The following is a 26,347-nucleotide window of genomic DNA, read 5'->3' as shown; positions in this document are numbered from 1 at the left end:
CAGGACGGACCGGATGAGTGGACCCAGCTTCAGCAGCAATGCGCCCTACGAAACCCATGTGGTGCTGAACCAGCCGCCGTCGTTCGCGGGGCGCCAGTTGTGGACCGATGACGTGGCGCTGATGGAGGCGGTGCAGCGCGAAGGCGCTGGCGGCTTCGCGCCGCGGCTGGCGGTCTATGGCGCGCTGGCGGGTGACGAACTGTACCGGCTCGGCTTCGATGCCAACCGCGATCGGCCGCGCCTGCGCACGCATGATGCGCAGGGCCATCGCATCGATACGGTGGAGTTCCATCCGGCCTATCACCAGTTGATGGGCACAGCGAAATCGCACGGGGTCGCCGGGTTGTCCTGGCACGAGCCGCAACCGGGCGGGCATGTCGCGCGCGCGGTGTTGAGCTACCTGCACCACCAGGCCGAGGCTGGCACCAGTTGCCCGTTGACGATGACCCATGCGGCAGTTGCGGTGCTGCACACGCAGCCGCACCTGGCCGAGTGGGCGCGCAAGGCCGCAGCGCCGGTCTATGACCCGCGCGATGTACCGGTGGCGGACAAGGCCGGCATCACGCTGGGCATGGGCATGACCGAGAAGCAGGGAGGCTCGGATGTGCGTGCCAACAGCACGCGCGCTGAACCGATCGATGGCGAGCGCTATCGCCTGGTCGGTCACAAGTGGTTCTTTTCCGCACCGATGTGCGATGGCTTCCTGGTGCTGGCGCAGGCGCCGGGAGGACTGACCTGCCTGCTGATGCCGCGCCGGCTGGCCGACGGCGACCGCAACGCATTCCGGTTGATGCGCTTGAAGGACAAGCTTGGCGATTGGGCCAATGCCTCCAGCGAAGTCGAGTTCTGCGGGGCACAGGCGTGGCGCGTGGGCGAGGAGGGGCGGGGCGTGGCCACCATCATCGGCATGGTGATGATGACCCGCCTGGACTGCATGCTGGGCGCGGCGGCGGAAATGCGCATGGCGCTGGCGCAGGCGCTGCATCACGCACGTCATCGCCGCACGTTCGGCAAGCTGCTGGTCGAGCACCCGTTGATGACCAATGTGCTGGCCGACCTGGCACTGGAGTCGGAAGCGGCCACAGTGCTGTCGATGCGCATCGCGCGTGCGGTGGACCGGGCCGGCGTGGATGCCAACGAAGCCGCGTTGGCGCGTGTGGGGACGGCGCTGGGCAAGTACTGGTTGTGCAAGCGCGCGCCGGCCTTCGTCAATGAAGCACAGGAATGCCTGGGCGGCGCGGGCTATGTGGAGGAATCGATGCTGCCGCGGCTGTACCGGCAGGCACCGTTGAATTCGATCTGGGAAGGAAGCGGCAACATCCAGTGTCTGGACGTGCTGCGCGCGCTGGCGCGCGAACCGGAGGCGCTGGCGGCGCTGCGCGCTGAACTGGCGGCGGTGGCCGATCGTGATGCGCGCTACGCAGCGGCTTTACAGCGGTGGGCAGCAGCACCGCCACCGGATGAGTCGCAGGCGCGGCTGTTCTGCGAGCGCACAGTGCTGTTGTTGCAGGCCGCGCTGCTGTTGCGTGCGCAAAGTCCGATGGCAGAGGCGTTCGTGCGCAGCCGGCTGCAAGCGGAGCATGGGCTGGTGTTCGGGACCCTGCCGACGGGCGTGGATCTGTCGGCGATGCTGGTGCGCGCGCTGCCGTAGGAGCGCCCACCACGGAATCAACGGAAAAAACGCAAAGCGAAAAGCAGAAAAGCCGCGGCAGTGCCGCGGCTTTTCCTGTAGCGCCGGGCCCATGCCTGGCTGCCGGTACGCCTCAGTGCTTGGCTTCTTCCTTGGCGGCGTTCGCCTTCGCGTCATTGGCGACATCACGGGCCTTGTCGGCCACCTTCTGTGCGGCGTTGGCGGTCGCATCGCTGGCGTGTGCGGCGGCGTCGGTTGCGGCGTCCTTGGCCTTGTCGGCAGCGTTGGCGGTGGCGTCTGCAGCCTTGTCCAGCGCCTGCTGGGTATCGGCGGCGGCCTGCTCGGAGGCTGCAGCGGTCTTGTCGGCGGCGTCACGGGTAGCTTCTGCCGCCTTGTCGACGGCATCGCGGGCAGCCGCGCCGGCGCTGTCAGCGGCCTGCTGCGCGTCCTGCTTGGCCTGTTCGGCTTCCGGGCCCTTGCAGGCGGCCAGGGCCAGCAGCAGGGAGGCGGCCAGCAGGGTGGTGGTGATCGGGCGAATCTTCATGGCGGTCTCCGGTACTGCAATGGATGGGGACGCCAGCCTATTCATGCCGTTGTGAAGGCGGGGTCGCGATGCCCGCGCCGCGAGGTCGCAGTGGCGCAAAGAAAAAGCCGCTGGCGAACCAGCGGCTTTTCCGGAACAGCGTGAAGAAAGAAGTTATTACTTCTTGGCTTCTTCAGCAGCGTCCTTGGCCTGCTCAGCGGTAGCTTCGGCAGCCTTGGCAGCGTCCTTGGCTTCGCCAGCAGCAGCGTCGGTCGCGGCAGCAGCGGTGTTGGCAGCAGCGTCGGTCGCAGCGTCAGCAGCGGTGGCGGCGGTGTTGGCAGCCTGCTGGGCAGCGTCGGCGGTCTGGGCGCCGGCAGCGGCGGCCTGGTCGGCAGCAGCCTGGGCTTCGGTGGCGGCTTCGTTGGCCGAAGCAGCGGCGTCCTGGGCAGCTTCCTGCTTCGAGCAGGCGGCCAGGGCCAGAGCCAGGGACATCGCGACCAGCAGCTTGTTGATGCTCATTGTGTAAATCCTCGTCGTTAGAATTAGGCAACGCGCATGCTGCGCGCCGACAACATGATGACAAGCCAAGATTGGGTGTCAAGCGATCCCGCATTCATTTTTGCGAAATCATCGTTAAATCTTTTTAAATCAATTCGATGGCGATTGCCGTTGCTTCGCCGCCACCGATGCACAGGGTGGCAATGCCGCGCTTGCCACCGCGCGTGCGCAGGGCGTTGACCAGGGTCACCACCAGGCGTGCACCGGAGGCACCGATGGGATGACCCAGCGCGCAGGCACCGCCATTCACGTTCAGCTTGTCGTGCGGGATGCCCAGCTCACGCATCGGCGCCATTGCCACCACGGCAAAGGCCTCGTTGATCTCGAACAGGTCGATCTGGTCCAGCGACCAGCCGGTCTTGGCCAGCAGCGTGTGGATCGCGCCGATCGGGGCGGTGGTGAACCACTCCGGTTCCTGCGAATGGGTGGTGTGGCCGACGATGCGGGCCAGCGGAGTGATGCCACGGGCGGCCGCGTCTTCCTCGGTCAGCAGGACCACCGCGGCGGCGCCGTCGGAGATGCTGGAGGAACTGGCGGCGGTGACGCTGCCGTCCTTCTTGAAGGCCGGACGCAGGGTCGGGATCTTGGCGATATCCGAGCGCCCCGGCTGCTCGTCGGTGGCGACCTCGACGTCACCCTTGCGGGTGGCTACCTTCACCGCGACGATCTCGTCGGCGAACGCACCGTTGGCCTGTGCGGCCTGCGCGCGCTTGACCGATTCGATCGCGTAGGCGTCCTGCTCCTCGCGGCTGAACTGGTACTTGTCCACGGCGCATTCGGCGAATTCGCCCATGGCCTTGCCGTCATAGGCGTTGACCAGGCCGTCGTGGGCCATGTGGTCGACCGCCTGGAAGTTGCCGAAGCGGTTGCCGGTACGGGAGTTCGGCAGCAGGTGCGGGGCGTTGGACATCGATTCCATGCCACCGGCGACCACGATGCTGGCCGAACCGGCCTTGATCAGGTCATGGCCGAGCATGATGGTCTTCATGCCCGAGCCGCACACCTTGTTGAGGGTGGTGGCGCCGGTCGACAGCGGAATGCCGGCGGCGATCGCCGCCTGGCGGGCGGGCGCCTGGCCGAGGTTGGCCGGCAGCACGCAGCCCATGAGGACCTCGGAGACGTCGCTGGCCGGTACGCCCGACTGTTCCAGGGCGGCAGCGATGGCGGCCGCGCCGAGGGTGGGGGTCGGCACGCCGTTGAACTGGCCGAGGAAGGAGCCGATGGCGGTGCGCTTGGCGGCGGCGATGACGATGTTGGACATGGCAATCTCGTTGATGCGTAAGCAATGTTCGGAAAGGAGACCGCGGACGTTGGAAGCGCCCCGGTTTCCCGGCAGACTGCGTGGGGGTCGGCCCAAGTATAGAGGGTCGGGGAGGGCCGCCGCTGGGCGGCACCGCACGCCTGCCGGGATGTAGGCAGGTCAACGTTCATGGGAAGGAATCGATGGAACGCACGACGATGGTTAGGTCCGCGCTGGCAACGGCGCTGGCGATGGCAATGACGGCATGTGGCGGCGGCGGAGGCGGCGGCAATGTCCGCATCGATCCCCCTCCGACCACCCCCACACCCCCAACGACGCCCCCTCCGACGGCACCGCCTCCGGCCAAGCCGCAGGAACCGGCCTTCGACGCGCACCTGTCAGTGACCAATGCGCGTGCCGCACAGGCCGCCGGCCTGACCGGGCAGGGCGTGCGCATCGGCATCGTCGACTCGGGCGTGCAGCGCAACGCAGCGGCATTGAACGGGCGGGTGGTGGGCAACCTCAACTACATCGATCCGGCGCGCAACAACCTGCTGGTGGACGACGTGGTGGGCCACGGCACGGCGGTAGCCAGCCTGGCCGCCGGCGCGCCGGTGGGAACCTGGCCGGGCGGCATCGCCCCCGGTGCGCAGATCGTTTCGGCGCGGATCATCGCCGACAAGCCGCCGGTCGATGACGGCAGCGGCAAGGGCAATTCCTTCAGCGGTCCGCTGGGCGTGGCGCAGGTCCACCAGGACCTGATCAGCTACAACGTGAAGGTGATGAACAACTCGTGGGGCGGCCTGTACTGGACCGACCTGCCGACCACCGCGCAGGTGGCGGCCGAGTACCGTCCGTTCGTCATCAACCATGGCGGCCTGGTGGTGTTCGCGGCCGGCAACGATGCGCGCACCGAACCGAGCAGCCTGGCCGCCCTGCCCAGCCAGCTGGGCGTTGCCGGCTCGCTGCCGGCGGCCGACCTGGAGCGCGGTTGGCTGGTGGCGACCGCAGTGGATCCCTATGCACCGGGCACGCTGGCCAGCTACGCCAATGCCTGCGGGCAGGCGGCGCGCTATTGCCTGGCGGCGCCGGGCAGCGCGGTCTATCCCGATGCCAATGGCAGCACCTACTACTGGAACTACGGGACGTCCTTCGCCGCCCCGTTGATCTCCGGCGCCGCCGCGCTGGTCTGGCAGCGCTACCCGTACTTCGACAACAACCTGGTGCGGCAGACCCTGCTGGGCACGGCCAAGGACATCGGCGCGCCCGGCGTGGATGCGGTGTTCGGCTACGGCCTGCTCGACATCTCGCGGGCGATCAAGGGCCCGGGCCGCTTCGACTGGGGTGATGTAGTGGCCAGTGTCGATGCGCCATCGAGCGGCTCGCTGTGGAGCAACGACATCGTCGGCAGCGGCGGCCTGGTCAAGCAGGGCGGGGGCACCCTGGTGCTCGCAGGCAACAACAGCTACAGCGGCGCCACCCGCATCGAACGCGGCATCCTGTCGCTGCAGAACGGCGGTGTCATCCGTTCCAACGTGACCATCCTCGGCCAGCCCGACCCGGATTCGACCGGCCTGCAGTTCAATGGCGGCACGCCGCGCGTGATCGGCAACGTGGTCAACGGCAGCAGCGTGTTCCTGACCACCGGCAGCACCACCGGCACCATCGAGGGCAACTACACGCAGCAGGCGGGTGGCCAGTTGATGATCGCGCTCGGTGCCAATGCGCTGCAGGTGACCGGCACGGCCTCGATCAATGGTGGCGTGCGCGTGCATGGCTTCGTCTCCGGCTACGTGCCGCAGAACGGCAGCCGCCAGGACCTGGTCCATGCGGCCGGTGGCCTGAGCGGCACCTTCAGCAGCCCGGCCTCCTCCAGCGGCCTGCAGGGCCTGTCGCTGCTGCAGAGCAGCTATGGCTATGACAGCAACACTGCCTGGTTGAACCTGACCCAGGTGAGCGTGACGGCGGCGGCGACCGGGCTCGCGGCCTCGGCGCAGTCCGCGGCGCAACGACTGGAAGGTGCGTTCAGCGCCCTCGATGGCAGTCCTGCGCTGCAGGGCTCGGCCTTCGGCACGGCGGCCGGTGCGCTGCAGTGGACCGGCGGTGGCAGCGAGGGCCTGGCAGCCAGCCTGCAGAGCCTGTCCGGGCAGGCGCATGCGCGGGCCGAGTCGGCCACCTTCGACAGCATCGACATGTCGCGCCGTGCGATCGCCGAGCGCTTCGATCGCGTGCAGGCGGCGCCGCGCCTGCGCGGGGCCTGGCAGAGCGCGCTCGGTGAGGCCGGGCAGGGCAGTTTTGCCGGCAATGCCGCCGACAGCCGTGGCTGGATGGCCGGCCAGGACCTGCCGCTGGGCAGCAATGGGCTGATGGGCGTGGCCTTTGGCGAGACCCGCAGCAATGGTGGCAGCAGCTTCGGCGGCGATCGTGGGCGTGATCGCCAGGCGCAGGCACAGTTGTACGCCGGTTGGAACCTGGGCCGGGGCTATGCGCTGGCGCAGGTCGGCAGCGGCCAGTTCACCCGTGCGCTGGATCGCCAGTTGCTGCTGGGCGCCGGTGCCTATGGTGTTTCCGCACGTTACGGCGGACGCTTCAGCAGTGCCAGCGTCGAAGGCGGCTATCGTTTTGGCCGCGCGGGCGCGTCGTTGACACCGTATCTGGGTGCCAGCACCACGCGCGTGGATACCGATGCCTTCAATGAGCTGGGTGGTTTCGGCTTCGGCCTGCGTGGCGACGCCAACCGCGTGCAGCGCAGCCAGATGCTGGCCGGTATCCGCGGCGAGCGCGGCTGGGGGCGCTGGACGCTGCGCGGGCACGCCGAGTGGCAGCAACGGCTCGACGGTGCCGATGCGGACTGGCAGGCCAGCTTCGTTGGTGTCGATGCCTGGGCACCCCTGGCGGGATGGGACGCACCGCGTGGCAGTGCGCTGTTCGGCGTGGCGCTGGAGTCGTGGTGGGGCCGCAATGGCCGCCTGAGCCTGGGCTTCGACCAGCGCGTCGGTGGCGAGGGCGCGCGCCAGGCGGCGCTGCGCTACAGCACCGGGTTCTGAGCGGGAGGTCGCGCCGGGACGTCAGCTCCGGCGCGACATCGGCAGGCTCAGCCGCCGCGCAGGTTGCCCAGGCGCGGGGTGCTGCGGCCCAGCGGCATCTTCAGCTTGCCGATCGACAGGATGCGGCTTTCGGCGATGCGGTCGGCCGCACGCTGCGGCGCGATGTTCTCGCGCTGCGACAGTTCGAAGATGCGGGTGAGGTTGTGATAGATGCTGCGGATCAGGCGCATCGCGCGTTCGCGGTTGTAGCCATCGATCTCCAGCGACACGTTCATCACGCCGCCAGCGTTGACCGCATAGTCCGGCGCATACAGGATGCCGCGCGCGTGCAGTTCATCGCCGATTTCCAGGCTCGACAGCTGGTTGTTGGCGGTACCGCAGATGATCTTGGCCTTGATCCGCGGCAGGGTGTCGGCGTTGATGGCGCCTTCCAGCGCGCACGGTGCGAACACGTCGGCGTTCACTTCGTGGATCTCGTCGGGCTTGACCGCTTCGGCGCCGAAATCGCTGACCGCGCGATCAACCAGTGCGCTGTCCAGGTCGGTGACATACAGCTTGGCACCGCGGTCGCGCAGCAGTTTCACCAGCTCCATGCCGATGTGGCCCAGGCCCTGCACCGCGATGCTGGTCTTGCCCACTTCCTCGTGGCCGAACTTGAAGCACATCGCCGCCATCAGCGCCTGCAGCGCACCGTAGGCGGTGAACGGGGCCGGATCGCCGGAGCCGCCATGGACCTGGTGCACGCCGGTCACGAACTGGCTCTCCAGGTAGATGTTCTCCATGTCGTTGACGTCGGTGCCGACGTCTTCGGCGGTGATGTAGCGGCCGCCCAGCGAGTCGACGTAACGGCCGAAGGCGCGGAACAGCACCTCGGTCTTGTCCACCTTCGGGTCGCCGATGATCACCGCCTTGCCGCCACCGACGTTGAGGCCGGCCAGCGCATTCTTGTAGGTCATCGTCCGGCTCAGCCGCAGCACGTCGGCCAGTGCCTCGTCGGTGCTGGCGTAGGGGCGCATGCGCACGCCGCCCAGGGCCGGGCCCAGGGTGGTGTTGTGAATGGCGATGATCGCCTTCAGGCCGGCATCGTGGTTGTGGCAGAACACCACTTGTTCGTGGCCGGTGGTGGCGAGGGTTTCGAATAGCATGGCGTCTCCGATGGCGCGAACAGCCGCGAACTGCAGCGAACGGCCAGTGAACGGTAGGGTCCCAAAACAAAAAAAGCGACGTCGTCATGGCTGGGGGACGGGTCGCGCGGCGCCATTCTAGTCCATTCGCCCGGCCGTTGCCGTCGACGTCGGCGGCCGTCAGGTTAAAGAAGATGAAAGTGCGGCCGATGCTGCGACGACGGCGGGTGGCCGGATGGGCGTGAAGAGGCAGGGCGGTCAGTGACGGCAAGGGCATCACAACGACAGGGCGGGCGGCGATGACAGCGGCATGGTGGCGATCGCTGCGCGGCTGGCTGACACGTTCGACCGGGACGGCACCGGCGCGGCTGGTTGCCGCATCCCGCCAGGCGGTGGCCGCCGCAGCCGCAAGCCTGCAGGGCGAGGCGCTGCCGTCGCCGGAGATCGCCGCTCACCTGCAACGCGGGCTGCATGCGCTTGCGTTGTACCCACGGCTGGCCGGCGAGCCAACGCCGGTGCAGGACCCAGGCCTGGGCGAGGCGGTGGCGCGCGCGCTGCAGGACCGCGACTGGGCGGCCAGGCAGCTGCCCCGCCGGCCGCAGCTGCTGCCGCAGCTGATCCAGACCGTCAACGACGATGCCGCCTCGGCCCGGGTGATGGCCGCGATCATCGGCCAGGACCCGGTGCTGACCGGCAACCTGCTGCGCATCGCCAACAGCCCGGCCTACAAGGTCCACGAGCGCCCGGTAGAGAGCCTGCAGCGGGCGGTGACCCTGGTCGGCACCGAGGGCGTGCGCCAGATCATCAGTGCGGTACTGGTGCAGCCGGTGATGCAGGTGCAATGCGAGGTGTTCCCGCAGTTCAGCGCGATCATCTGGGAGCACGCACTGCTGGCATCGCGTGCAGCGGCCGACCACGCACGCACGGTCACCTTCGGCGATGCCTTCGCCGCGCAGTGGCTGGGCCTGGTGCAGGGGCTGGGTGCGGCGCTGGTGATGCGCCAGCTGCTGCAGGAGGCACAGGCCCGTGGCGAGCCCGTGGAGCCGGCGTTGGCCCTGCAGCTGTTGCAGCAGTGGTCGTTGCCGCTGGCGCAGCGGGTCGCTGCCGCATGGGAGTTGCCTGAGCCGGTTCACCAGGCCTTGGCGGTGGATGCGGAAGGATCGTTGGCCGACAGCCTGCGCCTGGCCAGCGCGGCCGCAGCGGCCAGCCTGTTGTGCCGCCATGGGCATGCCAGCCAGAGCCGCATGCTGGCCCTGCTGGAGCAGCTGCCCTCGGCACCGCCGCATGCATTGCGCTGGATCTGGCGGCGCCTGCATGGGCGCAACGTGGAAACGCTGGACGAGGCCGGACAGGATGAGGCCACTCCGGCGTCCTGAGCGCTACAGCTGCGATTCCACCGGCAGCCAGCTGATCACCCGCGACAACCAGCGCTTGCGCGCCGTTGCCCCTGGCTCGGCCTCCACCCAGTGCGGTGGCGGTTCGCGCTCCAGCCAGCGCAACCGGCGGCGGTCGTCCAGTGCCAGCCACCAGCTGTGCCTGGGGTCAGCCAGGCGCAGGTATTCGTCCCGCAGCTGTGTACCCAGCACCGGATCGTCGAACAGCACACCCATTTCAGTGTTCAGGTAGGCCGAGCGCGGGTCCAGGTTGAAGGAGCCGACGAAACCGCGGCGGTCATCGATCAGGAATGCCTTGGTGTGCAGGCTCGCGCCGCTGCTGCCGAACACGCCGGCATCGCCCGACTGACCCTGTGCCTTCAGCTCGTACAGGTGGACGCCGGCTTCCAGCAGTGGCACGCGGTAGCCCATGTAGCCCCCGTGCACGGCGGCGACGTCGTTGGCGGCCAGCGAGTTGGTGACCACGCCCACCTGCACGCCCCGCCCGGCCATTGCCGAAAAGCCATCGAGGCCCTCGTTGCCGGGCACGAAGTAGGGCGAGATCAACAGGGCCTTGTGCCGGGCGGCCTGCAGCTCGCTGATCAGGGTCGACACCAGCCAGGTGGCGCGATCATCCCTGCGGTGCTTCATCGGCGGGTCCGACACGATGCGCACGGCACCGCTCCAGTGCAACGGCTCGGGGCTCGGGCGCTGCCGCTGGCGTGATTCGGCCACGCGCGCAAGGTAGGGGCGGGCCACGTCCCGCTGCGCCTCGTGGTCCGATTCGCGCACCAGCAGGCGCAGTTGTGCGTCGGTATGGAAGGCAAGCGCGGATACCGGGATGGCGGTTTCGCTGTTCCAGTAGTCGTCGAAGATCCGGTTGGCCTGCTCCACGGCGGGGCCGGCGACCAGCAGGTCCAGATCCTGGAAGTTCACGTCGGTGCGCGCGCTGAAGTACTCCTCGCCGATGTTGCGGCCACCGACGATTGCGACGCGGCCATCGGCGATCCAGCTCTTGTTGTGCATGCGGTGGTTCACGCTGAAGAAGCGCTGCACCATCTCCACCATGCGCAGGATGCCGGTCCGGTTGCGGAACGGGTTGTACAGGCGGATCTCGATGTTCGGATGGGCATCGAGCGCCATCATCAGCGCGTCCTTGTCCTTGGCATTCATGTCATCGAGCAGGATGCGCACGCGCACGCCGCGCTCGGCGGCGTCGTACAGCGCCTTGGCCATCAGGTGGCCGATCAGGTCGTCGTGCCAGATGTAGTACTGCAGGTCCAGGCTGCGGCCGGCCTGGGTGGTGATCATCGCGCGGGCGGCGAAGGCATCCATGCCATCGCTGAGGAAGGCCACGCCCGACTGGCCGGGATGGGCCGCCTGCAGCGGCACGATCTGCTGGTCGATGCGGGTCTGTGCCGGCTGCAGCGGCAGCACGCGCGAAGGCGCGCCATGCGCCCGCGGCGTGAGATGGTCGGCCAGCAGCAGCCCGGACAGGACCAGCAGCACCAGCACGGCGAGGATGACCGCAGCGACACGCAGCAGGCGTCGCCACAGCGGCTTGGGCAGGCTCATGCCCCGATGGTAGAGCCACGCCATGCGTGAAGGAATGCCTGCAGGATCGACAGGGGGTCAGAGCCCCTGCCTTCGGCACGGGATCCGACCCCCGGATCCCTCTCCACGGGAAAGGGCCCTGACCCGCACACCTCAGAACCGCTCGTCGCTGCCCAGGTAGCGCCACTGCCCCGGCGGCAGCGGCCCCAGCGCCACGCGTCCGATACGCAGGCGGCGCACGGCCGTGACCTGCAGGCCGGCGGCGCTGACCGCCACACGCAGCCCCTTGGCCGTCAGGCCCTTGCCGGCGAAGCGCAGGCGCTGCTCGCTCTGCCAGCTGACCTTGGCGCCGCCCGATTCCTGCTGCAGCCGCGCCATCAGCCACGGCCCGCGCTCGGGACCGCCTTCGGCCACTTCGATCAGGTATTCCTGCTCGGTACGGCCCAGGTTGCGCTGCAGGTGGGCCAGCGTGGCCGGATCCTGGCTGACCACCACCAGCCCGCTGTCGCTGGCCGGCAGCGAGGCGGCCAGCTGCAGGCCGTGGAAGTGACGCTGCAACGGACGGATGTCGCTGGCATCAAGTTCGCTGCGGCTGTCACTGCTGACCAGGGCACACAGGGTTTCGGCGGCGACACCGGCCGGCTTGTGCAGCAGCATGCTGACCCGCTCGGCCTTTTCATCGCTGGCCTGTTCGGCCACCACGATCACCGCGCTGCCATCGACCGGGCGCTGCGGCTGCTCCACCACGTCGCCGTTGACCGTGACCCAGCCGCCTTCGATGTAGCGCCGCGCTTCGCCGCGCGGGATGCCGAGCAGGGCGGACAGGCGTTTGTCGAGACGGATCGGTTCCATGGCAGGCAGGTCGGGCAGGGGGCGCGCAGTGTAGCTGCTGCGGCCGGTCAGCGCTGGCCGCGGTTGGCCAGCTCGGTCAGGTACAGGCGGGTATCGAACTCCAGCTGCAGGTAGTCCGGCTCCATGTGCTGGCACAGCTGGTAGAAGGCCTTGTTGTGGTCGGCTTCCTTCAGGTGGGCCAGCTCATGCACCACGATCATGCGCAGGAACGCCGCGGGTGCCTGGCGGAACACGGTCGCGATGCGGATCTCGCGGCTGGCCTTGAGGCGGCCGCCGTGCACGCGGGAGATGGCGGTGTGGGTGCCCAGCGCGTGCTTGATCACTTCCAGCGTATTGTCGTAGCAGACCTTGTTGAGCGGCACCGACTTGCGCAGGTAACGGTCCTTCAGCTCCTGGGTGTAGTCGTACAGCTGGCGGTCGCTGCGCACCTCGTGCGGGTCGGGGTAGCGCTGCTGCAGCCAGGGGCCGAGCCTGCCCTGCGCCAGCAGCTCGCTGACCTGGGCAACCAGGGGTTCGGGATAACCGGTGAGGTACTTCAGGACTGCCATGCAGGGGCGGCGGGGCGTCGGTAGAATGGGGCATCCAAGATTACACGCGGTACGCACCGACCATGGCAAAGCCCAACGCGCTGCAGGAACAATTGCTCAAGGCCGGCCTGGCCAAGAAGTCGCAGGCCAGCGCCGCCGCACGCGAGCAGGCCAAGGCCCGCCAGGGCAAGGCCGAATCGACCTCGGCCGAGGTCCAGCGCGAGGCTGAACGTGCCCGCGCCGAGAAGGTCGAGCGCGACCGCGCACTGGCCGCCGAACGCAATGCCCAGGCCAGGCAGGCTGAACAGAAGGCCCAGGCCAGGCAGATCATCACGGCCCATGCCGTACCCCACAAGGGCGACGACGAGTACCGCTTCAGCGATGGCGCAGCGATCCGTACCCTGCTGATCGACCCCAAGCTGCGCAAGGCGCTGTCGGTGGGCGTGCTGGTCATCGTCGCCCACGGCGAGGGCTATGCGTTGCTGCCCCGCGCCGCCGCCGAAAAGGTGCGTGAACGCGCACCCGAAGCAATCATCGTCGACCACGGCCAGCCGGGCTCGACCGCCGAGATCTCCACCGGCAACGCAGAGGACGACGCCTATTACGCGCAGTTCCAGGTGCCCGACGACCTGGTCTGGTAAGCAAAAAGGGGACGGAGGGGATTAAGCCGCAATCGGCCTGATCGGATCCGTCGGCGTTCTGTTTGGCATCCTGAAGAGCAGCCGAGCATGGCTCGGCTCTACATGAAGGCCTTCCTTTTTGCCGGGGTGTATCGTCCCCATATCGGGCGACACACCTGCGGAGGATAGCCATGGCCACCGGTTGGGCAGGAGACGGCGCGGTCCAGGACCAGATCGACGCCACCGTCGACGACGCGATCGCCCGCGCGCGGCGCCAGCTGCGCGAGGGACCCGGTCTGGAACACTGTGAGGAATGCGACGCGCCGATCCCGTTGGCGCGGCGCCAGGCTGTGCCTGGTGTGCGGTTGTGCGTTGCGTGCCAGCAGGCGCGGGACGACGAAGACCAGGCGCATGCCGGGTACAACCGGCGTGGCAGCAAGGACAGCCAGCTGAGGTAAAGGGGTGTTTTATTGCAGGGCTGCGCCCTGCACCTGCAGAAGCAACGTCAACATCAAAGGCGCCATCCATGGCGCTCACTGATCTGGCCCCCCTCAACCGGACCCACACCGCCCCGCCATCCCACGGAATGCCGCTCTTGATCTTGCTTCGGCTTCGGCTTCGGCCTCTGCAGGTGCAGGGCGCAGCCCTGCCGAAAACTCCACCCTCAACCGTCGCCCTGGATGCCGCCGGGGGCCTGCGCCGGGTCGCGCCAGCGCCGTACCGTGCGCTGGAAGAACAGGTTGTTCGGCAGCTGCAGCACCGTGCCCTCGTGGCCCTCGCCGGTCTCCTGCAGCGTGGTGTAGATCAGGTTCACGTCGATCACCCGGCCCTTCAGGCCCGGCTTCTCGCCGTTCTCCAGCACCTCGATGTAGTCGTGCAGGCGGAACGGGCGGGTGGTGAAGATCAGCAGCGTGCAGAAGATGTTGGACAGCACGCTCCAGGCCGCGAAGAAGGCCACCGCGCCCACGGCCGCGAAGCCGGTGAACGCGGTCCACAGCACCGAGGGCTTCGCGCCGAGCAGGCTGAGGATGTACAGCAGGGCACTGAAATAGACCACGAAACTGGTGATCCGGCGCGCGCCCATCACCATCTCGGGCGGCAACGTGTAGTGCTCGGCGAAGCGGCGGATCAGGCGCCGGGCGAGCACGCGCAGGAGCCACGCGACCAGAAGCACCCCTACGATCTGCAGGGCGACGCCGGCGTAGTTCAACCACGGGTGGGTCCAGGGCGGCAGGTGATCCTTCAGCGACAACATCATGGGGCGACAACAGGTGGCAATAACGACCTTCGATGTTACCCGGCGCGTGCCGGGGATTCGACCGCCGGGGCCCAGGCCAGGCACACCAGCGCCTGGCGGTGCTGTTGCAGGCAGGCACGGCCGTTACCGGGGTGCAGCTGCAGCGACAGGCCCAGTGCCTGCAGCACGACGCAGGCGGCGATCACCAGCAGGGCGGCGCAGGTTGGGCTGGACATGGCAGGACTCCTGGACGGCAATTTCGCGAAGGACCTTCCATGGATGCAGCAGGTGTCGAAAAGGTTGCACGGCAGTGATCGTCGTCCGGCTCTAAACCTTTTCCCGGGCCGCCGCATCCAAGCGATATGCTCGACACCACCATGCCCGCGCCGCCTGCCGCCCACGACGCCGTCGATGAACCCGCCCTGGTGCGGGCGGCCGCCGCCGGCGATACCTCGGCCTATGAACTGCTGTACCGGCGGCATGCACCGCGCGTGTTCGCCGTGCTGTGGCGGCTGTGCGGGGGCCAGCAGGCGCGTGCCGAAGACGCCTTGCAGGAAGCCTTCCTGCAGGCGTGGAAGGCGCTGCCGGGGTTCCGTTTCGAGAGCAGCCTGTCGACCTGGCTGCATCGCCTGGGCGTCAACGCTGCGCTGATGGAACTGCGTGGGCGCGCCGCCGGGCAGGACCACGACAGTCTTGATGATGTGGACGGAGGACTGCAGGAGCTGGCCGTACACGACCGCTGCGCCGGTACCGAGCGCGACCTGGAGCGCGCGCTGGCGACGCTGCCGCCGAGGGCGCGCGCGGTACTGGTGCTGCATGACATCGAGGGCTGGAAACACCAGGAGATCGCCGCGCAGCTGCAGATGGCCGTCGGCAGCTCCAAGGCACAGTTGCATCGTGCGCGCGGCCTGTTGCGCGCACGGCTGGGAGACATGACATGAGTACACACGAACACGATTCCGACCACGATCTGGTGGCCCGACTGCGCGCGCTGCCTTCCGAACGCGGCCTGCCCGCCGATGGCTGGGCGCGGTTGTCGGCGCAGCTGCCGCCGCGTGAACCACAGGCGGCGCCTGCGCCGACCGGCAACGTGGTGGTGCTGCCGGGGCGTTCGCGCCGGCGCTGGTGGTTGCCGGTGGGGGCCGCACTGGCCGCAAGCCTGGCGCTCTACGCGGTGGCGCCGTGGCGCCATGCGCAACCGGACGCGCCGGTGCCGTCTACCCTGCAACTGCAGGCCGCGGCGATGACCGAGCAGTACCAGCAGGCAGTGGCCTCGTTGCCCGCAGGCCGGGCGCCGGAATGGCAGCCGGCGCTGCACGAACTCGATGAAAGCGCGGCACAGATCCGGGCCGCGCTGGCGCAGGATCCACGCGCGCCGCATCTGCTTGGCCAGCTCAAGCGCACCTATGCGCTGCGGCTGGAATTGACCCGGCAGGCGGCCTACGCCGCCGAGTCCGGCCTGACGACCTGAGGAGACCCCCGATGACACGAATCCTGATGACCTGCTGCGCCGCGCTGTTGCTGCTGCCCGCGGTGGCCCTGGCTGACACCCGGATCGACGAGCGCCACAACCTGGCCGCCGGCGGCCGCATCGAACTGAGCAACGTGGCCGGCAAAGTGAGCGTGCGTGGCTGGGACCGCAACGACGTGCAGCTCACCGGTACGCTAAGCGATGGCCTGCAGCTGCGCCAGGAGAAGAGTGCCAACCGCGTGCGCTGGGAGATCGAGTATCCGCGTCGCAACAACAACGGCGGCGCGACGCTGGTGCTGAACGTGCCGCGCTCGGTGGAACTGCTGCTGAGTACGGTCAGTGCCAGCCAGGACATCAGCGGCATCGATGTGCGCCGCCTGCAGGCCGACACGGTCAGCGGCAGCCTGAGCGCCTCCGGTCGCAGCGGCGACAGCAAGCTCAATACGGTCAGTGGCGGTGTCATCGCGCGCCTGCAGACGCCGAAGCTGGACGTGAACACGGTCAGTGGCCGCATCGAAGCCGGCGGCGGCGTGTCCGGTGACATCGGTGCACAGACGGTATCCGGCCGGGTCGAGGTCGATGCCGGGCGGGTGCAGCGGCTGGCGGTGGAAACCGTGTCGGGCAGCATCGACCTGTCGGCGGCCGGGCTGGCGCCGGGGGGCCGTATCAATGTCGAATCGGTGAGCGCGTCGGTCAACCTGCGCCTGCCACGCACGGTTTCGGCGCAGCTGTCGGTGAACAGCTTCAGCGGGTCGATCAACAGCGACGCCGGCCAGGTGGAACGGCCGCGCTACGGCCCCGGCAGCCATCTCGATACTCGGCTCGGCAATGGCGACGGTGACATCCGCATCCAGTCGCATTCGGGCAGTGTGCGGGTACGCCTGGATCGCTGAGCGCGGTCCGGCAGGCCGCGGCGGCAGCGCCGCCGCGGTCGGAGCTGGGTCAGCTGGCTTTCTTCAGCGCCCAGGTAGTGCCGAGGACTTCGATCTTGCCACCGGCCTTGCGGAACGCTGCCAGGTCCGAAGCGATCGAATCGCTGCTGACCACGGTGCTGGCGGCCGCGCCCTTGCGTTCGCTGCGGATGCTGTTGCTGGCCTTCGCGGGGGTCTTTGCCTTGCGGGGCATGGTTGCTCCTGTCAGGTGGAAGGGGAGGAAAGCGCCCAGGCATCGGCCTGGCGCAGGTAGTCCTGCCGCTCGCGGCGGCAGTCATCGCCGCCCATCGAGAACTGGCGGCAGATCGCCGGGCGCTGCGAATAGATCGTGCAGCGCAGGTGATAGGGATCGATCGCCGCGCACCAGCCTTCCTCGTTGCGCGCCATCACGGCACGGCCGTGGGTGTCGCGTGACAGGAACTGGCCGGGCACGTGGTCGCCGGGCTGCAGCAGCACGGGCAACCGGCAACAGACCGCGTCACAACGGCGGCAGTCGATGGGTGCAGGTGCTGCGTCAGGTTGTAAGGCCTCAGGGGCCTGGCGGGTGCCCAAAGCGGGTCTCAATGGCGGCTCAGGTGCTGCGCGGACCATGAACGAGCCAGGAAGGCATGGCCGCTAGGCCCGCTGGGCGGGCCAGGCTGCACCGTGGACACACACCGGCATGGCCGGTGGAAGGGGCAGCAGGGTTCTAGCCGACCAAGAGTAACTTAGACCGCGTAACGTTTTGTTAATCCTGGCTGGCTGCCGCCAGCGCAAGGCCCTGGACCACGCCCAGCGAGGGCTCGCCGTGGACCATGCGGGCGCCCGGGAAGGCGGCCGCCACCGCCTGGCGCAGGTAGCCGGCGCGGGACATGCCACCGGTCAGGAACACGGCATCCGGGTCGCCGCCGATGTCGCTGCGGACCTGGGCCAGCAGCTCGCGGATCTGCTCCAGGTAGCCATGGGCGGCGGCGGCCAGGCCGTCGGCGCTGCTGTCGGCATGCAGGTCGCGGGCGATGTAGTCCAGCGTGCTGCGGTGCTCGCTGGCAGCGCTGAGGGCGATCTTGGCGCGTTCGACGTCACGGTACAGGCGGGCGGTGTTGCCGGTGTCCTGCAGGGCCTGCAGGCGCTCGCCCCAGGGCGCGTCGACATGGTCGTACTTGTGCAGGCGGAATTCGCGCTGGCGGGTCATGTCCTGCACGGTGGCCGCTTCCACGTAGTGGTGGGCCGGCACGCGGGTGATGCCGCGGCCGAACAGCGGCATGTAGCTGGACAGGCTCAGCGCCAGGTCGATGTCGGTACCGCCGCGGGCGATACCCCAGGCGCGGTGGATGCGCGGGGCGTCGTTGCCGCCGACTTCGGCATGGGCGATGTCGGTGGTGCCGCCGCCGATATCGACGATCACCGCCTGGTGCCGCTCGCGGCTTTCGGCGTGGTAATGCATGGCCGCCGCGGCTGGCTCCTCGAGGAAATCAACCTGGTCGAAGCCGGCCTGGGTGGCCGCTTCACGCAGGATGTCCAGCGCCTGGTCGTTGCCGGCTGCGCCGATCGAACTGCGGAACTGCACCGGGCGCCCGAGCAGGGCGGCGCGCAGCGGCCGGCCGAGCTGGGCACTGGCGGTCAGGCGGATGTGTTCGAGGATGTGCGCGGCGATGCCGGTGATGGTCTGCTTCGCGCGCGGGTGCAGGTTGTAGCCGAGCATCGACTTCGGGCTCTGCACCAGGTTGCCTTCGTGTTCCTCGAAATAGGCTTCCAGCGCTTCGTCGCCGTAGACCGCGTTCTGCAGCAGGTCGTTGGCGCTGCGTTCCTTGCCGGCGCGGGCTTCCATCCATTCCCGGCGCAGCGCGCGCAGGGCTTCGCGGCGCAGCGCCTGCGGCGTGCGTTCCTGGCCGGCGGCGCGCGCCGCGCGCGCGGCGCTGTCGATCATCTGCTGCAGCTGGTGTTCCTGGCCGTCGTCGAGCTGGAAGTCGTCCGGGTCGGGCACCACGCCAGGGAAGTACACACTGGTACGGAACTGCTCGGCGTCGCCGAAGCGGATCGGCAGCAGTGTTCCCTCATGCACGATGGCGGCGGCGGAGTTGCTGGTACCGAAGTCGATGCCGAGGCGCATGGGGAGTTCCGGGGGGCGATCAGGGGCCGCGCACTCTGCTGCAGTTCGCCGCCGACTGCAAGTTCCTGCGGCCTCCCATTCCGTATCGGGAGGCCGGATCGGGTCAAGCCGGGAGCCGGGCGCCGCCCGGAAAAGGGCAGGCGAGCCGGGCGGTTACAATGGCGGCTGTTGATTCACTTTGAGGTACTTGCTGATGTCTTCTGCCCCCGCCTGCCCGCAGTGCACCCTGGAAAACACCTATGCCGATGGCGCGCTGTGGATCTGCGCCGACTGCGGCTTCGAATGGACCGCCGAGGAAAGTGCCGGTTCGACCCTGGTCGTGCGTGACAGCAACGGCAATACCCTGCAGGCCGGTGACACCGTCACCGTGATCAAGGACCTGAAGGTGAAGGGTTCCTCGATCCCGCTCAAGCAGGGCACCGTGATCCGCAACATCCGCCTGGTCGAGGACGATGCCGAGCACATCGAAGGCAACTCGGACAAGATCAAGGGCCTGGTCCTGAAGACCTGCTTCCTCAAGAAGGCCTGACCGGCCTTCAGCGCCTGGCCTGCTGCTGTGCGCGCCAGCGGGCCAGGCTGTCCAGCTTGGCCTGGTAGCGCGCCTGCTGCGGGGCACCGCCCAGCGCCTGCGCGCGCAGCAGTTCACGATCGGCGCGCCTGAGCTGGCCGGCCAGGAAATAGGCCCGCGCCAGCCCGAAGTGGAACTGGTGTGCGGTGTCGTACAGGCGCACGGCCTGCCGGTAATAGCGGATCGCCTGATCCAGTCGGCCGGCGCGTTCGGCCTCGGCGCCGAGCATGTACTGCGCGAACGGATCCTCGCGCTGCACCGACTGCAGGCGCTGCTCCAGCGCCTGCGCCTGCATGACCATGCCCAGCTTCCGGTACAGCGCGCTGGCGTTGGTCAGTGCAGCGTCCTGGCGGCCGTCCAGTCGCAGCGCCGTTTCCAATGCCCGGCGCGCGGCGGCGGTATCGCCCGTACGGTTTTCCAGCACGCCCAGGTTGTTCCAGGTGGCGGCGAAGCTGTTGTCCTGTGCCAGCGCGGCATTGAAGAAGGTGCGTGCACCCACCAGATCGCCGCTGGCCATGCGTTCGGCGCCGCGGTTGTTGTAGAAGTGTGCCAATGCCCGTGCCTGGCTGATCGGCAGCGGCCCGCGGCGGTCGTACAGCACGTTGCGATCCAGATCGACGGTGGCGAAGCGGCCGGCGAAGCCGACCCCGGCATTGACGTGGCCGACGCTGTAGACCAGGCCCTGGGCCTGGTCCTGGTACCACGACACGACCTGGCCGACTTCCTGCACGCGTGCCTGGATGCCGGCTTCGCGTGCCAGCGCGACGAACATCAGGGTAAAGGCCAGGCAGTTGGCGCGCCGCTGCTGCCAGATCTCGCTGACGGTGAAGGTCGCATCGGCGTCGTACTGCAGGTCCAGGCCGTGGCGGTCGAAGATCATCTCCACCAGCGCCTGCAGGCGCTGCTCGCGGGAGTAACTGTGATTGATCACCTGCGTGCGCAGCATGTCGCGCATCGCCGGTGGAATCGCGAACACCTGCTGCGGCGTCGGCATCGCCGGAGTGGTGGTGCTGGCAACGGCCAGCGGCGCGGCCGTTCCCGGATGATCCTGTGCGATCGCGGACGGTGCTGCCAATGCGGCCAGTGCGAGCAGAACGAATCGGGCGGCAGGACGGTACATGACGGCTCCCGGCAGCGGCGGGCGCTCCCGCCTGAGGCGAGTGTAGACCTGTGCGCGCACCGCTGCAGCGACCGTTGGTCGGACCGCACGTTCATCCACAACCGGTGTGGACCAGCGCTCGGGAAAGCTGTGGACAACCGCGTTGCGGCCTAGTGCGAAGGGCGTTGTGAGGACGTGGTGAAAAAAGCGACAGCTTGCCCGTCAACCGCGCAGGCGGGATGATCCGGGCATGGACTTTTCCCCGCTGACGCTCGCTCCGGCGCAGTGGCAGGCGCTGCAGGACAGCTATGCAACGCCACCACGCGCCTACCATCACTTCGGCCACGTGCGCGCGGTGCTGCAGCACTGCCAGGAGGTTGCCGACGGCCCCGGCTGGCAGCAGCCGGCCGAGGTCTACCTGGCCGTGCTCTACCACGATGCGATCTACGTGGCGGGGCGAAAGGACAACGAAGCACGTTCGGCGCAGATGGCCCTGCAGGCGATCACGCAGGCGCCGGAACTCGCCGCTGTCGATGCCGCCCGGGTCGAGCAGCTGATCCTGCTGACCGCCCGCCATGGCGCGCTCGGCCCGGACGATGTCGATGCCGAGGCCGCGCTGTTCCTGGACTGCGACATGGCGATCCTGGCCGCGCCGGAACCGGTGTTCACCGCCTATGACCGGGGCGTGGCCGAAGAGTACAAGGGCGTGGTGCCGGGCTTCCTGTATCGCGCTGGCCGCCGCCGTTTCCTGCAGGGCCTGCTGCGCGCACCGCGCATCTTCCTCAGCGAGTTCTTCCACCAGCGCCTCGACGCGGCCGCGCGCGACAACCTGCGGCGGCAGCTGGGTCGCTGAGCCAGCCCGCTACACTGGGGCCCGTTTCCACCGATTGCCGCTTCCAACCGTGTCCGTCCCTGATCCCGATCCCCGTCCGCTGCCGCCGGAAGAGCCCGGTCCCAACGAATGCTGTGGCAGCGGTTGCCCGCTGTGCGTGCTGGACCTGTATGCCGACGAGCTGCAGCGCTATCGCAAGGCGTTGGCCGAATGGCAGGCGCGGCACCCGGAAGCCTCCGCATGAGCCGCGCGCGTCCGGCGGCGCTGCTGGCGCTGGCCGCCCTGGTTCTGTTCCTGGTTACCGCGCTGTGGACCCAGTTCGCACGCACCGACCTGGACTGGGTGCGGGCCACGCTCAGCCTCTATCTGCACGGGCCGTGGGGGCTGGCGTTGCGTGCGGCGTACTGCCTGCTGGCACTGGCGATCACCCTGCTCGGCATCGCCCTTTATCGCGGCAGCATCGGCCCGCGGCGCAGCGCGGCGGCGCCGCTGCTGTTCACGGTCTCGGCGCTGGGCCTGGCCACGGTCGCCATCGGTGACAGCTGGCTGCCCGAAGCAACCCCGCTGCTGGCACCGTTCATCCACGGGTTGGCGGCCAACACTGCGTTCCTGTGTGCCAGCGTCGGCATGCTGCTGCAGGCCTGGTACCTGCGCCGCGAACCGGGCTGGCAATCCGCCGCCGGCCTGCTCTGGGGCTGGGCCTGGCTGGCCTTCGTGCTGCTGTGGCTGCACGTGCTGTGGCGTGGCGGGCCGCCGCGCGGGCTGGGGCAGAAAGTGGTGATCGTGGTGATCGTGGGCTGGCTGCTGTATCTGGCGGTGGCGCTGTATCGGCGCAGTCGTCGCGCCGCAGCCTGCTGAAACCCCAACGGCCTGCACCGGTACGTGCCGTGCACGTGGAGGCAGCGTATCGTGTGCGCATTCCATCGGGGCTGCGATATGAAGCGTGCAGGGCTGGGCAGGGTAATGGGCGTGGTGCTGGCGCTGGCCGCACTGCCGGCAACCGCGGAAGCGACCGTGCAGCAGTTCAGCCACGGGCGGTTCGAACAGATTCCGGTGCATATGCCGGCCGGTACCCCGCAGCGGGTGGTGATCTGGTTCCACGAACCGACTCCCGGTGGCGATACCAGCCGTCTGCCGATCGAGGCCCTGCGTGCCGACGGTGCGATGGTCGCCGCCGTGGACATCGCGCACCTGCGCGGCGTGCTCAAGCGCGAAGGCAACCCGACCTGTTCGTTCGGTTCCGGCGATGTCGAGAATTTCTCGCGCTGGCTGCAGGCCTCGCTGCATCTGCCCGGGTACCACCTGCCGCTGGTCGGCGGCGATGGCGAAGGCGCTGAAATGGCCTATGCGCTGGCTGCGCAGGCCGATACGCAGGTGTTCGCCGGCCTGCTCACCACTGGTTTCTGCCCGGACCACAACCACGAGCGCATGGTCTGCGGCGATGGCGTGAAGCGCAACACGCTGCAACCCGCCGAACTGAACTTCCCGTGGTTGAGTGCAGCCGGTGATCACGGCTGCAAGGCGGGCGAGGCCAGCGGTTTCGTGCAGCAGGTGGCGATGGCGCGCGAGTTCAAGCGCACGGCGCGTGGTGATGCCTCACCGGGCCTGGTGGCTGCAGCGCGGGTGATGGGTGCGCAGGCAGGCGTCAGCCTGGCACCGCCGCCGGCCGCGCTGAAGGGCCTGCCGGTGGTGGAAGTACCGTCGACCGGCAACGGCGACACGCTGGCCGTGTTCGTCTCCGGTGATGGTGGCTGGGCCGGCCTGGACAAGGACGTGGCGTCGTCGCTCAACGAGCACGGCGTGGCCGTGGTCGGCATCGACTCGCTGCGCTACTTCTGGAGCGAGCGCACGCCGAAGGGCTTCGCTGCTGACCTGCAGAAGATCATCGATCACTACCGCCAGCAGTGGCACCGCGACAAGGTGATGCTGATCGGTTTCTCGCAGGGGGCCGACGTGCTGCCGGCGACCATCAACCAGCTCGATGCCGATACCCGTGCAGCGCTGGACCGCATCGTGCTGCTGTCGGTAGGCAAGAAGGCCGACTTCGAGTTCCACGTCAGCAACTGGCTGGGCGGCGGCGGCGACGGCCTGCCGATCGCGCCGGAAGTGGCCAGACTGCCGGCGGAGAAAACGCTGTGCGTGTACGGCGACAAGGATGAGGACGCACTGTGCCCGGACCTGCCGGCCAATGACGGTGTGAAGAAGGTGAAGCTGCCGGGTGACCACCATTTCGGTGGTGACTATGATCGGCTGGCCGAGGTGATCCTCAAGGGCGGTATGTAGCGCTTGGTAGACGCCGACCTTGGTCGGCGCTGGGGCTGAGGGCGCCTTGGGGATGAGCGTGTCGACCAAGGTCGACACCTACCGGGCGGCAGGTGGCGCCGGGTATGCCTGGTGGTACGGGGCTTCAGTTGCGCCGCGGGTCCAGCGAGATCAGGCGCGTGGCATCCAGCAGTGCGGCCGGCAGGTGCATGCCGCCCGGCGCAGCGAGATAGCGTGGCCGCCACTGCGGGTCGAACTTCGACTTGAAGCGGCGCAGGCCACTGAAGCCGTAGAAGCGTTCGCCATGCCGCGCCAGCAGGCCGGCCAGGCGGTTCCAGCGGCCGGCCAGGCGATGCTGTGCCAGCCCGGACAGTGGCGCCATGCCCAGCGAGAAGCGTGCATAGCCCTGCGCGCGGCCCCACAGGAACAGTTCGATGAAGAGGAAGTCCATCGTCCCCTTCGGCGCCTCGTTGACGTGGCGCATCAGGTCCACCGACAGCTCGGCACCGGCCGGTGCCTGCCACAGGTTGGCAAACGCCACGATCTGGCCTTCGGCCTCCACCAGTGCCACCGGGAACCGCACCAGGTAATCCGGGTCGTAGCTGCCCAGCGAAAAGCCCTTTTCGTCGCCGGCCTTGTCTTCCAGCCACGCGTTGGAAATCGCGTGCAGGCGCGGCAGCAGGCTGGGAATTTCCTCCACCGGTGCCACACGGAAGGACAGGCCGCCGCGCTTGCCCCGGTTCCAGGCCTGGCGCAGGTCCGCACGTTCGCGGCCTTCCAAGCCGAAATCGTGCAGCGGCACCATCGCTTCTTCGCCCAGCTTGACCAGGCCCAGGCCCAGGTCGAGGTAGGTCTGCCAGTAGGACTCGCCGACCTGGTAGAACACCGGGCGCAGGCCGAGCCGGTCGGCTTCCTCGCGGAAGCGCCAGATCAATGCGCGGGCGACCTCCGGCGGGCCGACCGGATCGCCCATCGCGATCAGCGAACCGCCGTAGCGCTGCATCATCACGAAGCCCTGTTTCGCCTCGTCGCGCAGCACCGCCTTGTCGGCGGTCAGCACCAGGCAGGCCTGGGTATCGGTGGCACCGGCCAGTACCGGCGCCAGTGATTGCAGCGTGGCCTCGTCGGCGGCTGGCAGCGGGCTGCGCGTGCTGTGCAGCAGCCGCGCCAGGCCGAACATCACCAGCGCGATCGCCACGACCAGCAACGCGCGCAGCGCGCGTGGTGCGTTGCCGGATATCGCAAACTGCCACCACAGCTCGTTCTGGTATTCGACATGGCTGTAGGTGAAGAACAGCAGCCAGGTGACCGCGACCAGCACCAGGCCGAGGTTGCGCAGCCACGGCCATGACCAGGCTTCGTCCAGCAGCGCGCCCTGGCGGTAGAACTCGCGACGTGCGGCCCACAGTGCCATCGCCACCAGCACTGCCGAGACGGCGATCAACAGTTGGCCACCCCGCAGCCACAGCGGCAGCGGGGTGATCACGCACACTGCCATCGCCAGCACCCACGCGGCGTGGCTGCGCCGGGCCAGGCCCTGGCCGATCAGCAGCAGTGCGACGCCGCTGAGGCTGCCGATCAGGTGCGAGGTCTCCAAGATCGGTAGCGAGGCATTGACCAGGTGACGGCGTGGCGTCGGCAGCGTGCCGTCGATGACCAGTGCGGCGCCGATGCTGAACACCGCCAGCGCGATGATCTGCGGCAGCCACGGGCGCAGCGCGTTCCAGCCCGCACGGGTTGCCCCGGCGCTGGCCTGCAGCGGTTGGCGCAGGGCGGGCGCGAGCGCGAGCAGGGTGGCCAGCACCAGCGGCAGCACGTAGTAAGTGACGCGGTAGATCAGCGCCGCTGCCAGCACCGCCGCCGGTGCCACCTGCGGCAACAGCTTCAGCAGGCTCCACTCGAACACGCCAAGGCCGGCGGGCACGGTCGAGACCAGGCCGGCCAGCACGGCCACCAGGTACAGGCCGACGAAGCCGGGCAGTCCGGTCGGCGTGGAGTCCGGCAGCAGCACGTAGAACGCGGCACTGGCCAGCACCAGTTCGATCACGCTCAGCACGGTGACGCCGATCATGGTGCGGCGGTCGGGCAGCCACAACGCATGGCCGAACACGCTGAACTGCCGTCCATCGCGGCCGACCAGCAGCACGGTGCCGAGATATGCGAGCAGGGCGACGATGCCGACGATGCGCACGGCATCGGGATTCAATGGCAATGCCAACGCTGCCGCTGCAGGTTCCATGCACAGTGCCACGCTGATCAGCAGCCATGCCCCGAACACGAAGCCGAGCGTGCTCATCAGCACCACCTGGCCGATCTGCGCCAGGTCCAGGCCGGCGCTGCGGTAGCCACGCAGGCGCACCGCGCCGCCGGTCAACGCGGCAAAGCCCACGGTCTGGCCCAGCGTGTGCGCAAGGAACGCGGTGATGCCGACTCGCGCAGGGTGCACGCGGATGCCGCTGCGACGCAGGCCAATGGCATCGAAGCCGATCAGGCAGGCGTAACTGGCCAGGCCGAGTACCACGGTGAGCGCGATCTGCATGCCACTGAGCTGCCGGAACGCCTGGCGGATGGCCCGGTAGCCGTGCTCGTCGAACTCGTTGGCCAGGCCGTGCAGGGCCAGGGCGAGGATCAGCAGCGGGATGACGATGGTGGCAACCCGCTTCCAGGCTGGCGTGGAAGGGGCAGTGGTGGAATCGACGGGGACGGTCATCGGCGCAAGGGTGCGGCAGGAGGGGCGAGGGCGGTGTCAACGCGGGCGTGGCGCATCGTGCGCCTGTCATCGTCATTTGACCAGTGGGACCGTCGGAGC

27 protein-coding genes are annotated in these 26,347 nt (G+C 68.6%); 13 read left to right on the top strand and 14 right to left on the bottom strand.

Features of this window, described 5'->3' with window-relative positions:
• Positions 1–13 precede the first annotated feature (13 nt).
• Positions 14–1,651 carry an acyl-CoA dehydrogenase family protein gene (locus ACT6SE_RS15345; protein WP_046431928.1) on the top strand — a complete coding sequence of 546 codons (1,638 nt, stop codon included), beginning with the start codon at positions 14–16 and terminating at the stop codon, positions 1,649–1,651.
• Positions 1,652–1,763: 112 nt separating this feature from the next.
• On the opposite strand, the gene ACT6SE_RS15340 is transcribed toward ACT6SE_RS15345, so the two are convergent.
• From ACT6SE_RS15340 to ACT6SE_RS15330, 3 genes are all read right to left on the bottom strand, one after another.
• Positions 1,764–2,174 (bottom strand): hypothetical protein, encoded by a 411-nt coding sequence (locus ACT6SE_RS15340; protein WP_014647982.1) that lies wholly within the window; start codon positions 2,172–2,174, stop codon positions 1,764–1,766.
• 156 nt (positions 2,175–2,330) lie between these two features.
• The gene (locus tag ACT6SE_RS15335) at positions 2,331–2,672 is read right to left on the bottom strand and encodes a hypothetical protein (RefSeq protein WP_005418203.1); all 342 of its coding nucleotides are present in this window, start codon (positions 2,670–2,672) and stop codon (positions 2,331–2,333) included.
• Between the two features lie 124 nt (positions 2,673–2,796).
• Entirely contained in the window at positions 2,797–3,972 is a 1,176-nt protein-coding gene (locus ACT6SE_RS15330) for a thiolase family protein (RefSeq protein ID WP_046431925.1), read from the bottom strand.
• A gap of 182 nt (positions 3,973–4,154) precedes the next feature.
• Between ACT6SE_RS15330 and ACT6SE_RS15325 the strand changes: the two genes are divergently transcribed.
• The gene (locus tag ACT6SE_RS15325) at positions 4,155–6,998 is read left to right on the top strand and encodes an autotransporter serine protease (protein WP_049420200.1); all 2,844 of its coding nucleotides are present in this window, start codon (positions 4,155–4,157) and stop codon (positions 6,996–6,998) included.
• A gap of 47 nt (positions 6,999–7,045) precedes the next feature.
• On the opposite strand, the gene ACT6SE_RS15320 is transcribed toward ACT6SE_RS15325, so the two are convergent.
• Positions 7,046–8,143 (bottom strand): Glu/Leu/Phe/Val dehydrogenase dimerization domain-containing protein, encoded by a 1,098-nt coding sequence (locus tag ACT6SE_RS15320; RefSeq protein WP_444811018.1) that lies wholly within the window; start codon positions 8,141–8,143, stop codon positions 7,046–7,048.
• A gap of 278 nt (positions 8,144–8,421) precedes the next feature.
• Here ACT6SE_RS15320 and ACT6SE_RS15315 point away from each other — a divergent pair, with 278 nt between their 5' ends.
• Entirely contained in the window at positions 8,422–9,498 is a 1,077-nt protein-coding gene (locus ACT6SE_RS15315; protein ID WP_046431919.1) for an HDOD domain-containing protein, read from the top strand.
• Positions 9,499–9,501: 3 nt separating this feature from the next.
• On the opposite strand, the gene ACT6SE_RS15310 is transcribed toward ACT6SE_RS15315, so the two are convergent.
• The 3 genes from ACT6SE_RS15310 to ACT6SE_RS15300 all read right to left on the bottom strand — a co-directional run bounded on the left by ACT6SE_RS15310 (position 9,502) and on the right by ACT6SE_RS15300 (position 12,449).
• Positions 9,502–11,094, bottom strand: a complete 1,593-nt coding sequence (locus tag ACT6SE_RS15310; protein ID WP_046431917.1) for a phospholipase D family protein — start codon at positions 11,092–11,094, stop codon at positions 9,502–9,504.
• 108 nt (positions 11,095–11,202) lie between these two features.
• Entirely contained in the window at positions 11,203–11,901 is a 699-nt protein-coding gene (locus ACT6SE_RS15305; RefSeq protein ID WP_046431915.1) for an RNA pseudouridine synthase, read from the bottom strand.
• Between the two features lie 47 nt (positions 11,902–11,948).
• Positions 11,949–12,449 (bottom strand): M48 metallopeptidase family protein, encoded by a 501-nt coding sequence (locus ACT6SE_RS15300; protein WP_014647976.1) that lies wholly within the window; start codon positions 12,447–12,449, stop codon positions 11,949–11,951.
• A 62-nt stretch (positions 12,450–12,511) separates the two neighbouring features.
• Here ACT6SE_RS15300 and ACT6SE_RS15295 point away from each other — a divergent pair, with 62 nt between their 5' ends.
• Positions 12,512–13,069, top strand: coding sequence for a DUF2058 domain-containing protein (locus ACT6SE_RS15295; RefSeq protein WP_014647975.1), 558 nt, complete (start codon positions 12,512–12,514; stop codon positions 13,067–13,069).
• A gap of 170 nt (positions 13,070–13,239) precedes the next feature.
• Complete coding sequence (locus tag ACT6SE_RS15290; protein ID WP_014647974.1) at positions 13,240–13,506, top strand: DksA/TraR family C4-type zinc finger protein; 267 nt, start codon at positions 13,240–13,242, stop codon at positions 13,504–13,506.
• A 206-nt stretch (positions 13,507–13,712) separates the two neighbouring features.
• Here ACT6SE_RS15290 and ACT6SE_RS15285 read toward each other — a convergent pair whose 3' ends face one another.
• Positions 13,713–14,306: a mechanosensitive ion channel family protein gene (locus tag ACT6SE_RS15285; protein WP_014647973.1), complete on the bottom strand. Its 594-nt coding sequence runs from the start codon at positions 14,304–14,306 to the stop codon at positions 13,713–13,715.
• 35 nt (positions 14,307–14,341) lie between these two features.
• Positions 14,342–14,521: a hypothetical protein gene (locus ACT6SE_RS15280; RefSeq protein ID WP_014647972.1), complete on the bottom strand. Its 180-nt coding sequence runs from the start codon at positions 14,519–14,521 to the stop codon at positions 14,342–14,344.
• A 126-nt stretch (positions 14,522–14,647) separates the two neighbouring features.
• On the opposite strand from ACT6SE_RS15280, the gene ACT6SE_RS15275 reads away from it, so the two are divergent.
• Genes ACT6SE_RS15275 through ACT6SE_RS15265 form a run of 3 tightly spaced genes read left to right on the top strand, consistent with a single transcriptional unit; the run spans position 14,648 to position 16,649 of the window.
• A complete protein-coding gene (locus tag ACT6SE_RS15275) occupies positions 14,648–15,226 on the top strand; it encodes an RNA polymerase sigma factor (RefSeq protein WP_032958649.1) in 579 nt (192 codons plus the stop codon).
• Positions 15,223–15,756 carry a hypothetical protein gene (locus tag ACT6SE_RS15270; protein WP_046431913.1) on the top strand — a complete coding sequence of 178 codons (534 nt, stop codon included), beginning with the start codon at positions 15,223–15,225 and terminating at the stop codon, positions 15,754–15,756. Before ACT6SE_RS15275 ends, ACT6SE_RS15270 begins: the two co-directional genes overlap by 4 nt.
• Positions 15,757–15,767: 11 nt before the next feature.
• Complete coding sequence (locus ACT6SE_RS15265) at positions 15,768–16,649, top strand: DUF4097 family beta strand repeat-containing protein (RefSeq protein ID WP_046431912.1); 882 nt, start codon at positions 15,768–15,770, stop codon at positions 16,647–16,649.
• A 49-nt stretch (positions 16,650–16,698) separates the two neighbouring features.
• Here the strand turns inward: ACT6SE_RS15265 and ACT6SE_RS15260 are convergent, their stop codons facing one another.
• The 3 genes from ACT6SE_RS15260 to ACT6SE_RS15250 form a co-directional block, all read right to left on the bottom strand.
• On the bottom strand, positions 16,699–16,881 hold the full coding sequence (locus ACT6SE_RS15260) for a hypothetical protein (RefSeq protein ID WP_005410566.1): 183 nt from the start codon (positions 16,879–16,881) through the stop codon (positions 16,699–16,701).
• A gap of 11 nt (positions 16,882–16,892) precedes the next feature.
• Positions 16,893–17,186, bottom strand: coding sequence for a YkgJ family cysteine cluster protein (locus ACT6SE_RS15255; protein ID WP_053462562.1), 294 nt, complete (start codon positions 17,184–17,186; stop codon positions 16,893–16,895).
• Between the two features lie 229 nt (positions 17,187–17,415).
• Positions 17,416–18,777: an Hsp70 family protein gene (locus tag ACT6SE_RS15250; protein WP_049420196.1), complete on the bottom strand. Its 1,362-nt coding sequence runs from the start codon at positions 18,775–18,777 to the stop codon at positions 17,416–17,418.
• A 193-nt stretch (positions 18,778–18,970) separates the two neighbouring features.
• Here ACT6SE_RS15250 and ACT6SE_RS15245 point away from each other — a divergent pair, with 193 nt between their 5' ends.
• Entirely contained in the window at positions 18,971–19,306 is a 336-nt protein-coding gene (locus ACT6SE_RS15245) for a zinc ribbon domain-containing protein YjdM (RefSeq protein WP_010482882.1), read from the top strand.
• A 7-nt stretch (positions 19,307–19,313) separates the two neighbouring features.
• Here ACT6SE_RS15245 and ACT6SE_RS15240 read toward each other — a convergent pair whose 3' ends face one another.
• Positions 19,314–20,465 (bottom strand): tetratricopeptide repeat protein, encoded by a 1,152-nt coding sequence (locus ACT6SE_RS15240; protein ID WP_046431907.1) that lies wholly within the window; start codon positions 20,463–20,465, stop codon positions 19,314–19,316.
• Positions 20,466–20,694: 229 nt separating this feature from the next.
• On the opposite strand from ACT6SE_RS15240, the gene ACT6SE_RS15235 reads away from it, so the two are divergent.
• The 4 genes from ACT6SE_RS15235 (at position 20,695) to ACT6SE_RS15220 (ending at position 23,559) form a co-directional block, all read left to right on the top strand.
• Entirely contained in the window at positions 20,695–21,297 is a 603-nt protein-coding gene (locus tag ACT6SE_RS15235) for an HD domain-containing protein (RefSeq protein ID WP_014647966.1), read from the top strand.
• Positions 21,298–21,346: 49 nt separating this feature from the next.
• On the top strand, positions 21,347–21,520 hold the full coding sequence (locus tag ACT6SE_RS15230; protein WP_032958663.1) for an oxidoreductase-like domain-containing protein: 174 nt from the start codon (positions 21,347–21,349) through the stop codon (positions 21,518–21,520).
• Positions 21,517–22,134 carry a DUF998 domain-containing protein gene (locus ACT6SE_RS15225; protein ID WP_046431904.1) on the top strand — a complete coding sequence of 206 codons (618 nt, stop codon included), beginning with the start codon at positions 21,517–21,519 and terminating at the stop codon, positions 22,132–22,134. Before ACT6SE_RS15230 ends, ACT6SE_RS15225 begins: the two co-directional genes overlap by 4 nt.
• 78 nt (positions 22,135–22,212) lie before the next feature.
• A complete protein-coding gene (locus ACT6SE_RS15220; protein WP_230548525.1) occupies positions 22,213–23,559 on the top strand; it encodes a virulence factor family protein in 1,347 nt (448 codons plus the stop codon).
• Positions 23,560–23,683: 124 nt separating this feature from the next.
• Here ACT6SE_RS15220 and mprF read toward each other — a convergent pair whose 3' ends face one another.
• Positions 23,684–26,248: a bifunctional lysylphosphatidylglycerol flippase/synthetase MprF gene (mprF, locus tag ACT6SE_RS15215; RefSeq protein WP_014647963.1), complete on the bottom strand. Its 2,565-nt coding sequence runs from the start codon at positions 26,246–26,248 to the stop codon at positions 23,684–23,686.
• Positions 26,249–26,347 lie beyond the last annotated feature (99 nt).

The sequence above is a fragment of the Stenotrophomonas sp. LC732 genome (genome assembly GCF_052446685.1).
GTDB classification, from domain to species: Bacteria; Pseudomonadota; Gammaproteobacteria; order Xanthomonadales; family Xanthomonadaceae; genus Stenotrophomonas; species Stenotrophomonas muris.
This window is presented reverse-complemented; position numbering and strand designations above follow the sequence as displayed.

Excerpts from the sequence above, each read along its gene's own strand:
- ACT6SE_RS15295 (WP_014647975.1), top strand. The coding sequence starts at position 12,512 with ATGGCAAAGCCCAACGCGCTGCAGGAACAATTGCTCAAGGCCGGCCTG.
- ACT6SE_RS15275 (WP_032958649.1), top strand. The coding sequence starts at position 14,648 with ATGCTCGACACCACCATGCCCGCGCCGCCTGCCGCCCACGACGCCGTC.
- ACT6SE_RS15285 (WP_014647973.1), bottom strand. The coding sequence starts at position 14,306 with ATGATGTTGTCGCTGAAGGATCACCTGCCGCCCTGGACCCACCCGTGG.
- ACT6SE_RS15240 (WP_046431907.1), bottom strand. The coding sequence starts at position 20,465 with ATGTACCGTCCTGCCGCCCGATTCGTTCTGCTCGCACTGGCCGCATTG.
- ACT6SE_RS15245 (WP_010482882.1), top strand. The coding sequence starts at position 18,971 with ATGTCTTCTGCCCCCGCCTGCCCGCAGTGCACCCTGGAAAACACCTAT.
- ACT6SE_RS15270 (WP_046431913.1), top strand. The coding sequence starts at position 15,223 with ATGAGTACACACGAACACGATTCCGACCACGATCTGGTGGCCCGACTG.
- ACT6SE_RS15260 (WP_005410566.1), bottom strand. The coding sequence starts at position 16,881 with ATGCCCCGCAAGGCAAAGACCCCCGCGAAGGCCAGCAACAGCATCCGC.
- ACT6SE_RS15250 (WP_049420196.1), bottom strand. The coding sequence starts at position 18,777 with ATGCGCCTCGGCATCGACTTCGGTACCAGCAACTCCGCCGCCGCCATC.
- ACT6SE_RS15315 (WP_046431919.1), top strand. The coding sequence starts at position 8,422 with ATGACAGCGGCATGGTGGCGATCGCTGCGCGGCTGGCTGACACGTTCG.
- ACT6SE_RS15220 (WP_230548525.1), top strand. The coding sequence starts at position 22,213 with ATGAAGCGTGCAGGGCTGGGCAGGGTAATGGGCGTGGTGCTGGCGCTG.
- ACT6SE_RS15300 (WP_014647976.1), bottom strand. The coding sequence starts at position 12,449 with ATGGCAGTCCTGAAGTACCTCACCGGTTATCCCGAACCCCTGGTTGCC.
- ACT6SE_RS15280 (WP_014647972.1), bottom strand. The coding sequence starts at position 14,521 with ATGTCCAGCCCAACCTGCGCCGCCCTGCTGGTGATCGCCGCCTGCGTC.
- ACT6SE_RS15265 (WP_046431912.1), top strand. The coding sequence starts at position 15,768 with ATGACACGAATCCTGATGACCTGCTGCGCCGCGCTGTTGCTGCTGCCC.
- ACT6SE_RS15340 (WP_014647982.1), bottom strand. The coding sequence starts at position 2,174 with ATGAAGATTCGCCCGATCACCACCACCCTGCTGGCCGCCTCCCTGCTG.
- ACT6SE_RS15305 (WP_046431915.1), bottom strand. The coding sequence starts at position 11,901 with ATGGAACCGATCCGTCTCGACAAACGCCTGTCCGCCCTGCTCGGCATC.
- ACT6SE_RS15290 (WP_014647974.1), top strand. The coding sequence starts at position 13,240 with ATGGCCACCGGTTGGGCAGGAGACGGCGCGGTCCAGGACCAGATCGAC.
- ACT6SE_RS15335 (WP_005418203.1), bottom strand. The coding sequence starts at position 2,672 with ATGAGCATCAACAAGCTGCTGGTCGCGATGTCCCTGGCTCTGGCCCTG.
- ACT6SE_RS15310 (WP_046431917.1), bottom strand. The coding sequence starts at position 11,094 with ATGGCGTGGCTCTACCATCGGGGCATGAGCCTGCCCAAGCCGCTGTGG.
- ACT6SE_RS15320 (WP_444811018.1), bottom strand. The coding sequence starts at position 8,143 with ATGCTATTCGAAACCCTCGCCACCACCGGCCACGAACAAGTGGTGTTC.
- mprF (WP_014647963.1), bottom strand. The coding sequence starts at position 26,248 with ATGACCGTCCCCGTCGATTCCACCACTGCCCCTTCCACGCCAGCCTGG.
- ACT6SE_RS15325 (WP_049420200.1), top strand. The coding sequence starts at position 4,155 with ATGGAACGCACGACGATGGTTAGGTCCGCGCTGGCAACGGCGCTGGCG.
- ACT6SE_RS15225 (WP_046431904.1), top strand. The coding sequence starts at position 21,517 with ATGAGCCGCGCGCGTCCGGCGGCGCTGCTGGCGCTGGCCGCCCTGGTT.
- ACT6SE_RS15345 (WP_046431928.1), top strand. The coding sequence starts at position 14 with ATGAGTGGACCCAGCTTCAGCAGCAATGCGCCCTACGAAACCCATGTG.
- ACT6SE_RS15330 (WP_046431925.1), bottom strand. The coding sequence starts at position 3,972 with ATGTCCAACATCGTCATCGCCGCCGCCAAGCGCACCGCCATCGGCTCC.
- ACT6SE_RS15235 (WP_014647966.1), top strand. The coding sequence starts at position 20,695 with ATGGACTTTTCCCCGCTGACGCTCGCTCCGGCGCAGTGGCAGGCGCTG.